This is a genomic window from Tenacibaculum profundicola (assembly GCF_057220795.1).
Genome location: NZ_CM170137.1, coordinates 686,261 through 698,908 on the forward strand (window position 1 = coordinate 686,261; position 12,648 = coordinate 698,908).

Annotated in this window: 9 protein-coding genes; 2 read left to right on the top strand and 7 right to left on the bottom strand. The window is 34.5% G+C overall.

The features are described from left to right. Window positions 1-31 precede the first annotated feature (31 nt). From AC2TDS_RS02860 to AC2TDS_RS02890, 7 genes are all read right to left on the bottom strand, one after another. The gene (locus AC2TDS_RS02860) at window positions 32-6,571 is read right to left on the bottom strand and encodes a hypothetical protein (RefSeq protein WP_484737622.1); all 6,540 of its coding nucleotides are present in this window, start codon (window positions 6,569-6,571) and stop codon (window positions 32-34) included. Between the two features lie 1,713 nt (window positions 6,572-8,284). After that, window positions 8,285-9,163, bottom strand: a complete 879-nt coding sequence (locus tag AC2TDS_RS02865) for a pirin family protein (protein ID WP_484737623.1) — start codon at window positions 9,161-9,163, stop codon at window positions 8,285-8,287. Window positions 9,164-9,216: 53 nt separating this feature from the next. After that, complete coding sequence (locus AC2TDS_RS02870; RefSeq protein ID WP_484737624.1) at window positions 9,217-9,654, bottom strand: MarR family winged helix-turn-helix transcriptional regulator; 438 nt, start codon at window positions 9,652-9,654, stop codon at window positions 9,217-9,219. Window positions 9,655-9,679: 25 nt separating this feature from the next. Continuing rightward, a complete protein-coding gene (locus AC2TDS_RS02875; RefSeq protein WP_484737625.1) occupies window positions 9,680-9,931 on the bottom strand; it encodes a glutaredoxin family protein in 252 nt (83 codons plus the stop codon). A gap of 247 nt (window positions 9,932-10,178) precedes the next feature. After that, a complete protein-coding gene (locus tag AC2TDS_RS02880) occupies window positions 10,179-10,709 on the bottom strand; it encodes an NADPH-dependent FMN reductase (RefSeq protein WP_484737626.1) in 531 nt (176 codons plus the stop codon). A 28-nt stretch (window positions 10,710-10,737) separates the two neighbouring features. Next, the gene (locus AC2TDS_RS02885) at window positions 10,738-11,145 is read right to left on the bottom strand and encodes an OsmC family protein (protein WP_484737627.1); all 408 of its coding nucleotides are present in this window, start codon (window positions 11,143-11,145) and stop codon (window positions 10,738-10,740) included. After that, the gene (locus tag AC2TDS_RS02890) at window positions 11,138-11,494 is read right to left on the bottom strand and encodes a DoxX family protein (RefSeq protein WP_484737628.1); all 357 of its coding nucleotides are present in this window, start codon (window positions 11,492-11,494) and stop codon (window positions 11,138-11,140) included. The genes AC2TDS_RS02885 and AC2TDS_RS02890 overlap by 8 nt, the downstream gene beginning before the upstream one ends. 162 nt (window positions 11,495-11,656) lie before the next feature. On the opposite strand from AC2TDS_RS02890, the gene AC2TDS_RS02895 reads away from it, so the two are divergent. Both AC2TDS_RS02895 and AC2TDS_RS02900 read left to right on the top strand, forming a co-directional pair. Beyond that, window positions 11,657-11,848 carry a hypothetical protein gene (locus tag AC2TDS_RS02895; RefSeq protein ID WP_484737629.1) on the top strand — a complete coding sequence of 64 codons (192 nt, stop codon included), beginning with the start codon at window positions 11,657-11,659 and terminating at the stop codon, window positions 11,846-11,848. A gap of 286 nt (window positions 11,849-12,134) precedes the next feature. Then, a complete protein-coding gene (locus AC2TDS_RS02900; protein ID WP_484737630.1) occupies window positions 12,135-12,608 on the top strand; it encodes a GNAT family N-acetyltransferase in 474 nt (157 codons plus the stop codon). Window positions 12,609-12,648 lie beyond the last annotated feature (40 nt).

Genomic DNA, 12,648 nt, shown 5'->3' on the forward strand with positions numbered 1-12,648 from the left:
TTGTTAGAATATCAATGTTTAATTATTCCTTTTATCTGTGCGCACAATCAAATTCGGTTTGAATCGTTCGACGCCCATTATCAGAATTATTCTTAGTCAATTTAAAAGTCAAATTGGTTCTAATTTTTACAATGTCACGAATACATGGCTGAGGACATATTTCAAATAAAACTTCCGAAAATCCTTTCGAATTCAATGTTACAACATCCGTTATTGATGGACTTAGAGATCCATTCACATTGTATAATTCTTGGCTATTAGAGTGTTTAATTAAAAGGGTTACACCTATATTTTCATCTCCTTCTAGGGCATTGCTATTCCCATAAACCTTAAAAGGAACTTGTTCTCCTGGCAATCCTGTAACTTTAAATTTAAAAACTCTTCCATCATTTGTCAAACCACAATTGTTTGATACAATTCCAGTACCCCCACCAACTATTATGGGAGCCGTAGAAACAGGTTTACCCACGCAGTCATCTACATCATATACTGAAACGCCAGTTCTACTTATCTCAATACCATTTTTTAAAATAGTCACCTCGGCACGAATTGAACGAGATACCCTACCCGAACATGGTCTCATACAAAGCTTAACATTAATCGGAGGAGCATTTCCATTTTCATCTAAAGTAAATTGCCCTTCAATTCCATTTTCTGGCGATTGACTAATCGTTCCATCTTCTTCCTTCCGTGCCGCAACATAATCATTATACCTCGCCTCTTCACCAATGAAAAAACAAAGGTTTCCATCACCATTTCTTCTATCCGTTGTTATGTTAATCCTATAGGTAAGAGACTGATTAGGAAGCCCTTTTTCTATTTCAATTATTCCAGGTCTCGACTGAAGCCAACCTTCCTTATTGCAACATTCTTCAAAACCGCCTGTACCTTCCACTGGTTCAGGTTCAGGTTCAGGTTCCTCCTTCACACAATATTCCACCTTTTCAGGGTTTACATCGTTTAGTTTTTTAATCAGGCTAACGGATTTTTCAGGACCTACTTCAATACTTTTTCTTCCTGTGTGTGATTCATTGGTAGCAATGACTGCCGCTTTATCCTTATCGTAGGCATCTGTAAAGCTAAAGTGCTCAACGGAAGTCGCTTCCGAAACAGCAAGGTTCTCATAGTCTTCAAAACCATCAAACCCTAATTCCTTATACTGGGTATTTGAGGCTACCGACGTAGGTAAAGTATATACATATCCATATTGTGCAGAAGAATACCTATTCAACGCATCTTTATTCTCTAATTCAACTCCTTGAGGAGCATACTGCGTAACTTCACTGGCAAAGGTCCATTTCGTCTCAGACAACACACTAATTGCCTGCTCGTTAATTTCCCATCCGTTGTCATATTTGTAAAATGGGGTAAAACTTGTAAAATACCCATCATTTCTCGTATTGACATCCTGCGAATGATACCTACCCGTTAAATAGGCCCACGATTTTTTAGCTTTCCAACTTCCTCTAATATTATATACATACGGATTTATACTGTAGTCTTTATATAAATCAAGTAATTTAGTTTCATCGAGTTCACCTGTACTTTGATTTTTATAAACACTTCCATCGGTTACAAAATACTTATTGCCATTTTGATTTACGGGTTTCCAGAAATCACTGTATTCTACGGCACTCGCATTTATAATTTTTGATTCTTGTGGATTGATCGCCTCAAAAGAAGGGATCTTATCTCTATAGCTATTATCAGTATTAACAATCGGGTTTATTTTTGTTGTAATGCTCGCCATTGATGCAGACTGTAGGTTACGGTGTGCAGAGCGACTAACTTTAAAATCGATATAATTAACATATTTTTTTGACCCTTCTGAATCCTGGCATTCATTGAATATTCTACCATACCTATTCATTAACACAACTCTATTTCCTGTTTTACCCACCACCCAAAGTTTTTGATAGTTAACAAATGGTATGAGAATTGTTTCTAATAAAATAAAATTAATTTCTAGTGTCCCTCTTACCATAGCATTTAGCTCATCGCCAATCTGTAAAGAATTTACCAATTGTGAATCAGCTATTACGAAATCCCCCTCTGTTTCACCAACAGTCAGTTTACCTGAAACCCCAAGGTTTCTAGATGCTGATGCCATTCCATCATTCTTCCAATATGCCGGATAATTCATATTGTAATACTGATCGCCATATGCATTTTTTGTTTGGGTCACTAAGACTTCCCCTGACTCAGCATCCCATGCTAAGTTTTCAGTTGACACCTGCGCGCCTAAATCGTAGGCTATTTTCTTTTTTAAAATACCCTTTTTCTTAATTACTTTTGTGGTTACCGCCGAGCGAAAAACATTCTCGTGTCTTTCGAAGTCTGGTAAAGGAAGAGGAACCAAAGCTGGCCAAAAACCAGCAAAAAACCCTGCAACATTGGTGTTTACACCCTGTGTTACCTGTCTACTATAATTATCTCTAAAATCATTCACCACATCGAAGGTTACCCCGATAGAGGCATCGTAAATTTCTCCGCTATTATTAATGGTTTTTTGAATATTATTCAATGAACCATCGTCGTTTAAATCGTATTGGTATTTTACACCAGAAATAGGTGAAATTCCGTTTTCTGTATAGACCCATTGCTCTTTAGGCTTCCCGTTCATGTTGTTGGTTTCTACAACAAAGCCTTGTGACGCCGTTATGTGGTATTTAACACTGAAATTAAAAAAATTACTTATAACCCCTGGTTCATCAACCCACACTGCTTTTTCAGGTGTTAATGCGGTATAATCCGTTTTGGTAGGAAAATCTTTTGACGTATAAAATTTATGCTCTACCCTTCCGGTTGCATGTTTACCAATGTTTTCATGCGCTAAATTTTTAACGAGAACTCTGCCATAGGTTACCGTGGGCGCTGGAAAAAACGACTCTCCTATCGGCTTTTCTACATAATTCGATTCCATCGGGGCTATTACAGCGTCTGCTCCTGAGGTTTCTCTATCATACATAGGAATAACAAACGGATTTTCTCTACTTCCATTAGGCTCAAAGGTTGCTACCCCACTACTAGTGCTATCTATATTTTGATAATAGTATTCTTGACCATAGTTCTTTTTATAGAGAGGGTTATCTTGCTTACCTGTCATGACATCCCAATTATCCGTCATTTGTAACTTCTTTACTCGTAAGCCTCCACCATATTTTTTTTGTATTGGGTTATATAAACGAATCCATGATTTATTAGGTTTAAATCTATCAGCGCAACTCTTCTCCCGAAGCACCTTATTAGGGCCTTTTCCGATATCTGCATACGTACCAATTGACGCTACTATTTCTTTTATAACATCTATAAAACGAGCACCAGACGCATATTGACCATCGTCATGATATACTATACGATTCATGTTGGTACGACCAAAATACATCCCTGCTTTTGAAATCGGATTTATCAATCGATTTCCTTCTTTATCAAGTGGTAATAATTTCATTGGAATACTTAAAAACTCATCATTACCCTCTGTAAATTTTTCTACCTCTCCATCAAGATGTAAATATCCACTTACATAGTCGTACTGATAATGATGCTTATTCGTCATATTGAGTAAAAACTTAAAGAAAATAGGCTCTCCTTCCAGACCTTCACTAAAATAATGAGCCTCCTTGTTTTTATAAAGTTCTGGTATTTTTACATACAAGTATTTGTTATCAAAATTAGGACTGTACAAACGTATATTGTGTATTTCATCGCTCGAAGGATCACTTGTTTCACCAGCGCCCACTACCTGATAAAGCTGCATCACCTTTTTGTCTTGTACAAATTGGTAATCATCTGACTCATAATGTAAGTTCAAATCACCTCCTGATGGTAGTTCAACTGAGGTTAATGACCATGCCGTGATGTTTTTATCTGCGGTCAACTGATCTGTTTGCTCTGTATAAGGAAATTCCGAATTTGATGGTATTGCATCTACATTACATCCATCTCCTTTATTTTCCTTATAATTTCCCCAAATATCATATCCTTTTATGTGGTATGATGGGTTTATAATCTCATCAAAAACTCCATCATTATCAGTATCTATCTGACCATACTTAAACTTATAAGGCATATAGGCACCCATGTTTGAATCTCTATAGGTAAAGTGGATTTTTTTTAGGGTCAACTTCCCTCCTTGATTGAGCTCTCCGGGTGTACTGATTCTAATATTATTCGGAATATCTCTACACAACGAATAATCATACTCAAAATGAGCTACTTTAATAGGAATCGCTGCTTCCTTTTGCTCTTCATACTCCTTTTTGGAGTATAATGAAATTTTATCTATCCTCTGTGTAGTTGCATTGGTATCTCTACCGCCATTTTCATCTTTAACTCCTAAACCATCTTTTCTATCTGATAAACCAAAAACCGCTATATGTGTTTTCGTTTCTATCGTTTTTATATAAATCTGTTGACGTTCACCGTATATATAATTCCCTTTTTGATCATTGATATGTGAGTATAGCCCTCTATTTAAAGTAGCTTTATCTTTTTTAAATGGCACTCTCCACTTATAATTATAAGGTGTCGTATAGTTAAATTTCGTGTACGCCCCAAAATCATCATCTGTTGGCCCATCTCCCTTGACATCTTCATAATCAGCAGACAAAACAGAAGTAATTAAATACGAATGTGCATGTGCTGGTGTGGTAGTTCGGTTGAAATAATTATCAACTCCTTTATCATTTGTAACACTATTATCACCAGAATCATAAGTAACTAAACCTGTATCACAATCTACTTTATTTGACCTTCCTGAAACGGCAAAAGTTACTTCCTTTTTAGTGATATTATACGCCGGATAACCATAAACATAGCGGCTTCCGTCTGGTTTTATAATATTAAAACCTGCTGTATGGTGACTTTTTGCATTGACATTTGATGTAAAAAAACCGCTGCCATATTTTTGAGCTTCGTCTTTGGTAACCTTTTGAATAACCTGATTTCTCAACAATCTCTTATTTCTAATCTTCGATCCTCTTATTGGTTTCAATATATCAGCATTGAGTGTACCATTAAATATATTTGAGGTACTATTTGAGGTAGTATCTTTTATTTTATATGTACTACTTAAACTTCTTTTTTTACTCTCTCCTGAAATAACAAATCTTATGGGTTCCTCTGCCCCTAAGCTATTGTAAGCATACATACCTGTACCCTGTTGCTCACTATCAACGTTCATATCACCATCATCTTTAAAAAAAACATTTTCATACAATGGGTTGGGGTGGTCTACATTTTTAAACTTATCGATGGCGTAGTTTCTTCTGGCTTTATCCCAAATTCCTGACCTTGAATAAGAACTTGATTCTTTATAATCAATACCAAAAGCAAAAACCCATCCTCCTTGTGCTTCCGCTCCAAAACTGTATCCATCTCCTGAATCAATAACTTGAGTATCGTTAACAAAACCTACTTGACCTCTGTAAGGCCTAAAACTACCTGAAACCCCCTGTCCATTAACTATATAGTTATCATAGGTGTAATTGGTTATGGGCAGCACCGTGGTATGTTTGCTAAAATTTCGGTCTTTCTCTCGTACAAAATCCAATATACCGTTGCTATTGGGTTTTTCATTTTTATCTGTATGCTCATAGCCGAAAGCTGCAACTGATTTGTTTTTCTCAGAATCATGAATTTCTTGAACCGAACCAAAGCCCGTAACTTTCAACTCTCCTCTAATACCAAATGCTTTGGGTCCAATAGCTGCACTATAGGTTGAATGTGCTGTGGTCGTTCTCACTCTTTTGGTTGGGGTAAATAGCATATGGTCATTTAAAGGGATACTGGTTCCTATTGAACCACCTTTATATGTTAACTTTCCTTTATTATTAGTCCTTCCAACACTCCCACTCAAGTTAAGTGAAGTCAAAGCCTTTCTGGAATTTATAGAAAGCCCTATACTTCCACCTACACTAATATCTTCTTCCTTTCCTACTTTTTTGGAAATAGAAACTGAAGGAGATACTGTTGGACCGTCGGTGACAGAGCCCGAGACATCCATCCCTAAACGAACCTTAGAACCCAGTTTAAAAGACATTCCTATAGAAGGTGTTGCCGAAAATCCACTGTAGTTATTATACTGTATTCCTAACCCAATACTTGGACCGCCAATTTCACCCTTTCCAAAAAAAGATGGTCCTACATTAAAGTGCCCACCAAAAGTTTTATTTGGTTTAAAATTATTTTCATACACCATCTTATCGCCATTTTCTTGGCTCCCATCAAAATCATCAGGTAAGCCCCGAACGCTCCTCTTTATGTTACCTACGTTCAAGTTCCACCCTAAACCTACCCAAGATGCTTCTTGGTCCATATTCACTCCTGAGGTATACGCAAGATTTAGCGGATAGCCTCCAACATCCATAATAGGAATATTATATTTGAAGTCTCCAGAGGTTAAATCAACCATATCTGTAGTGCCAATAGGGGTAAAGGAATTAAACTCAGGTTGTGACGGGCCTCCGGTCATTGCATAAACTGAACTAAAGAAAGTTTGTGGAAAAATCAAACTTAATGCAATGTATACCGATAGAACCTTCATAATTCTACTCGTTCGATAAAAATTCATAATGTGGTTTTTATTTATATTTAAGCAATTTGTAATCAAGCAATTTATTCAATTCCTCCAGCAACTCTTTTTAAAAGAATCCCACAACAGAACCATAGCGGCAACGCTAACAATCTGTAAAATTTCAAAATACTCTGTTATTTATATCTAAGCAATTTGTTCAATTCCTCCAGCAACTCTTTTTAAAAGAACCCCACGACAGAACCATAGCAATACTGCTAATCGTCTGTGAAATTTCAAAATACTTTCTATTTGTTTTTTAGCAATTATACCCAAGGAATTTATATATCCCTTGTATTAAATCTTTTTAATAAGATGCCCCCCAGCAGAACCATGGCAACGCCAATAGTCTGTAAAATTTCAAAATACTTTTTTATTTATACCTAAGCAATTTATCTATATCCAATTTCAACTTCATTATTTAAAAGCGATCTTAAAACTATCTGCAGTAATCTTAGCCTATCATCTTCTAAATATATCTATCCTCTAGCAATCAAATCCATAAACCCTTAGCAACCAAAAGTATACATAACGAAAGTACAACATATATTTTGTTTTTAGTAAACTTTAACATTATTTCTGCTCTTTGAAAAAAACGACACAATCAGCCATCTATCTCAATGAAAATTAACTAATTACCTGTCAGTTAATTGACTGCTGTCAATTAACTTTAGCCAACTTTGCTCTTGTGGGAATGTGAAATATCATACCCCCCTTTTATCGGAGACTAGCTTAAAATTCAGTTCAAAAAAAAATCTATTTGATTAAATAGTTTACCCTTTTTCGGTAATTATAAACATATTTATTTAAATTTTACATTCAATATGGGCTACAACTTACCCCTTATGACAGCAATTTACAACCCTATATGATTCATTCATCATTAACTACATTGTACTCTACAACATGGCTTCTTTTTAACATTACTCATTGTATAACTATAATTGATAATTCACAATTAATACTCTATATCGTTGCGAATGACATGAAGCAATTTATTAATTCTAACCCTCTATAAGAAGGTTATGCCGGTTCTTAGGTAAAATTATCCAATCATTTCCTTGCAGTCATGTTTGTGTTTTATACCGATTGGAATTTACCTTAAACAATTATGGTGGGTAAATTAGGTCGTATACACTCCTCGTAATGACGGTTTGAAAAATTAACTACTTAAATACTAAAAACTGGTAACTGATAACTGATAACTGATAATTAAAAACTGATAATTGAAAACTGATAACTGATAACTGATAATTGAAAACTGATAATTGAAAACTGACAACTGATAATTGAAAACTGATAATTGATCATTGTTATTACTCACTCGGAAGGCTATCCACGAAATCAGGGAGTTTTACGAAGCTAGGGAGACGTTTTGAAGAAGTAATCCTATTAAAACTTGTTAATTTTCCTCGGTAGATCAGTCTATAAATCGTTTATCGTAAAGACCAATTTAACAGCTAAAAGAAACATATATGCTATTCGTCTATTAAAAAGTGCATTTCAACTAAAAAAGTTAATTATATCAATTTCTATTATCATATTGCTATCAAATTCCTTGAAAATATTTTGATTCCCCCCTGAAAAGCATCTCTAAACCTCTCCCCCAAGACTAACGAGATGTTTTTTTTATGCGTTCACGTTCCGCTAGTAATTGGTGACACCTAATCATTAACAATTGATCACTGAAAAATGCTCATTGACTACTGACAACTAATACAAAAAACCCATTTTCCCCTGTTTATAATCACGCAAGGCTTCCATGATTTCTGTTTGCGAATTCATCACATAGGGCCCCCATGAAGCTACTTTTTCTTTAATCGGTTCTCCAGAGAGAATCAACAATGTACTCTCTTTTCTTCCTTCTAATGCAATCGTATCTCCATCTTGGTGAAACACTACCATTTGAGTTGCTCCTTTTTTAAGCATCATCTCCTCATTAACCATTACCTCTCCATCTAGCAAATACACTAAGGAATTATGTGTATTCGCAATTTGTACATCTATATGACCTTGTTCTTTAATCTTTAACGTAAAAACATTCACTGCTGTTTGTGTTTTAATGAATCCCTGTTTACCTTTTTGTTCTCCTGCTACTATTTTAAGTTCAATAGTATGATCCTCATTCACCACAACAGGTATGTCTTCACTTTTTAAATGTTGATAGTTTGGGGGTATCATCTTCTTTGCTGCAGGAAGATTTAACCACAATTGAATTCCTTCTAGGGTTCCTCCTCTTTCAACAAACTCTTTTGAAGGAGCTTCCGCATGGATAATTCCCCTACCCGCCGTAGTCCATTGAACATCTCCAGCCTTTACCAACATTTCATTTCCTAGGGAATCTCGATGTAATTGTTCACCTTTAAACAGCAACGTAATTGGCTCAAACCCTCTATGAGGATGTGGACCTAGGTCAAATGGATTGTTAAATTGGCTTATAGCATAAGGGCCGTAATGATGTACTAATAAAAATGGATCTACCATTGGTATATCCTCTGTTGGCAAGGGCTGCCTTAAAGTTACAGGTCCCATATTTACCAAAGGACTCCCTATTCTATATTGTATACTTTTAAATTGTTTTTTATTTTCCATGGAAATTATTTGATTATAGTTTTAGCATTATCGGAACAATGAAGCGTATAATTTTATCTGATTTTATCTAATAGCATGCTTAACTGTTCCGCCTCTTCTTCCGAAAGTTTTTCTATAAAATCAAAATTAAGGTTGTTATCAATTTCATTAAGCATAGCTAAACCTTGATTTGTAATACTAATATAAACCACCCTTCTATCATGTTCGCAACGAACCCTATCAATCAATTTCTTATCGTGCAATTTATCCATTAAACGGGTAGCATTGGGAGCACGTTCAATCATTCTATCTTTAATCACCTGAACCTTTATCGGTTCTTTTGCTCCACGTAAAATTCTAAGTATATTGTATTGTTGAGGCGATATACCATACGGTTTAAAAAACTCATTTTCTTTACTGTTTATCCAATTTGCAGTGTATTTAATATTGATAAAAGCTTTCACCTTATTATTTACAAATGTTGAGTTTATATCTTTTGAAATGTCTCCCATTTTACATTGTTTCCTTTTATATTTTTTATCCTCTCAACTTTAAATTTTTCATTACCTTATTAAAGGTGTCTGAGGTAGGCGTCAAATATACCTCATCACCTACGAATAACGTTGGGTATTTTACAGCTCCATCATACAACTTTTTTGAATGTTCCTTTGCTTCAAAATCTTCGGTTATATCTTTATACTCAAAAGGTACCTCAGCAGATTTTAAAAAGTTTTTATAAGCAACTGTGTGCGCGTTTCCCTTTTTTCCATATAGTATAATTTTCATCATGTTAACAAGGTTTTTAATTCTTTAAACTTCTACTCTGCGATATGCCATCTATTTTAAAACCAAAATATTCATTACTCTGCATGCATGAACCCTATTTGTTGAGATGAGATCCTCTATCTTCACTTATAAAAACTATCATTTATACTTGAAATGACAAATGGTATTATTTTAAATTATGGCTTGGTAACCAAACCATAATCTTTATGTTTTATAGGTAATACCATTTACCAAAACAATCGATATTAGCTTACAACGATTGTTCCAAATTACTTACCACCTCTTTTAATTCACTTACTTTCTCTTCTGCAATTACCTTTCCTTCTTTGAAATTATCATAAAACTTAGACAGTGAAAAATGCCCTACAACATCACCCCCCATATGAGGAAATGTTCCTGTTGCTGCGGCTAACACACTGGCTCCTCCCCTTCCACCAGGTGAAGTGGCCATTACTAATACTGGTTTATTTCTAAAAACTTCTCTATTTTTACGAGAAACCCAATCGAATAAGTTTTTAAATGACGCTGCATACGATCCGTTATGCTCTGCTAGTGAAACAATAAAACCATCATAGTTATCTAAAACTTCATTGAACGAAGCCGCTCCTGCTGGGTATTCTTCTGTTCGTTCTATATCTTCACTAAAAATTGGTACTTGATAATCATTCAAATCAAGCACGTCATAGGCTACATTTTTTAATTGTTGCGCTGCGTAGGTAGCTAACTTCTTATTGATTGATTGGCTACTGTTACTACCAGCAAATGCTGCAATTTTCTTCATATTTATGTATTTATTTTATCTGCTAATTCTAATTTATTTTACCTACTATTGGTGTTGCTCCTTTTACTATTTTTGCAACCGGACATTTTCCTGCAATTTCTAATAATCTCTTCTTTTGCTCGGTAGTTATTTCCTTTTCAAAGGAAATTTCTTCAACCAAAGATGTGGTCATTCCTTCCGAAGTTTCTACTTCTTCTTGGCTAACATTCACCGTTATTTCACCTACATCCCAACCTTTTCGTTCTGAATACATTCTCAAGGTAATTGACACACAAGCGCCAATAGCTGTTAACAAATACTCTGTAGGTGTTGGTGCAGTATCACCACCTCCAATATCTAAAGGTTCATCAATAACGGCAAAATGTTGACGCATTTTCGCTTCGGCCAAATACTTCTTATTGCCTAAGCTAACCAATGAATTCACCTTTTTATCCATGTGTTTTTTTATTAAAAATGTACGAAGTTACTAATAGTATAATAGCTAACAAAGCACCCCATTGCTGACCATCACCAATCATGATATGGGCAAAAAATGCCAATACAAAACCAAAGAAAAAACCTGCATATGCCCATTCATTTAAAAATGAACCTCGCAAAAACCATAAGGCAACTAACCCTAAAAGCTTAGCTACTCCGTATGGGTATATAATATAGGTTGGATAGCCATATGTCTCAAAACCTTTGGCTATTTCTGGGTAATCAAAAAAATACATCCCTACAGACATTAATAGCATTACGGTTAGCAACCCAGTGGACACATAAAAAACAATATTGTCTCTTTTCATAATTAAATTGGTTTTTTAATTTCTAGACAAAGATAGGTATTATTTTTTTATTTACCATGGTAAATACTTTTATGGAAATTAATTTATTGGAAAATTTTATACACTTTTAACTTTATTTAGTATAATTGCACAAGTACTTATGTGCTTTTTAAATCAGCCTTTATGAACAATCATTTAACAGCAATGGGAGCCATTGGAATAGGCTCAAGGTTAAAAAGAATGAGTGACTTTATGATGCGAGAAACCCAATTAGTGTATGCTCATTTTAATATAGATTTCGATCCGTATCTTTCGCTTGCTTTTAACATTATTAGACAAAAAAAGCGGAGTTACGAATACCAAAATCAATCATAGCCTAAGCATATCAAAATTCGCCACCTCTCATACCTTGCACAAATTTGTAAAAAAGAAACTTATTGTTTTAAAAGAAGACGAAAATGATAAACCTAGAAAAATTGTTTACCTATCTATTAAAGGTAAAGAGCTTTTACTCAAAATCACTCCTATTTGGAACAGTATTAAAAATACCATCAAAGAATATACAATACTAAATTCTTCTTCATTAATTGAGCATTTAAAGGTTTTGGAAGAAAAATTTCGCTCGAAAAAAATTTAGTACACAATAATTGAACATATAGAAATGCATAGAGAAACTAAAACTATAGAAATTGTACCCTACAAAAATGAATATGCCCATCACTTTTACACATTAAACATTGAATGGTTACAAACATTTTTTTACACAGAACCCTATGACAAAGAAGTTTTAAGCAATCCGGAAAAATACATACTAGGTAAAGGGGGCTATATTTTCTTTGCAAAAAAAGAGCAAGAAATTGTTGGTACTGTTGCTCTAATGCCCAAAGACAACACCTATGAGCTAACAAAAATGGCCGTTTCTCCTGGCCATAGAAGTGCTAAAATCGGTCAAAAACTAATGCTTCATTGTATTCAATTTGCTAAAGAGCACAGTTTTAAAAACTTAATACTCTATTCAAATAAAAAACTTGAAAATGCCATTCATATTTATCAAAAATATGGGTTCGTAGAAATTCCTGTCGAAAAAAACTGTCCGTATGAGCGATGCAACATAAAAATGATTCTAACATTTTAATTACGAGAATATTATACTTAGCTTTGTTATATACTAAATT

Excerpts from the sequence above, each read along its gene's own strand:
- AC2TDS_RS02860 (WP_484737622.1), bottom strand. The coding sequence starts at position 6,571 with ATGAATTTTTATCGAACGAGTAGAATTATGAAGGTTCTATCGGTATAC.
- AC2TDS_RS02890 (WP_484737628.1), bottom strand. The coding sequence starts at position 11,494 with ATGAAAAGAGACAATATTGTTTTTTATGTGTCCACTGGGTTGCTAACC.
- AC2TDS_RS02870 (WP_484737624.1), bottom strand. The coding sequence starts at position 9,654 with ATGGGAGACATTTCAAAAGATATAAACTCAACATTTGTAAATAATAAG.
- AC2TDS_RS02885 (WP_484737627.1), bottom strand. The coding sequence starts at position 11,145 with ATGGATAAAAAGGTGAATTCATTGGTTAGCTTAGGCAATAAGAAGTAT.
- AC2TDS_RS02880 (WP_484737626.1), bottom strand. The coding sequence starts at position 10,709 with ATGAAGAAAATTGCAGCATTTGCTGGTAGTAACAGTAGCCAATCAATC.
- AC2TDS_RS02895 (WP_484737629.1), top strand. The coding sequence starts at position 11,657 with ATGAACAATCATTTAACAGCAATGGGAGCCATTGGAATAGGCTCAAGG.
- AC2TDS_RS02865 (WP_484737623.1), bottom strand. The coding sequence starts at position 9,163 with ATGGAAAATAAAAAACAATTTAAAAGTATACAATATAGAATAGGGAGT.
- AC2TDS_RS02875 (WP_484737625.1), bottom strand. The coding sequence starts at position 9,931 with ATGATGAAAATTATACTATATGGAAAAAAGGGAAACGCGCACACAGTT.
- AC2TDS_RS02900 (WP_484737630.1), top strand. The coding sequence starts at position 12,135 with ATGCATAGAGAAACTAAAACTATAGAAATTGTACCCTACAAAAATGAA.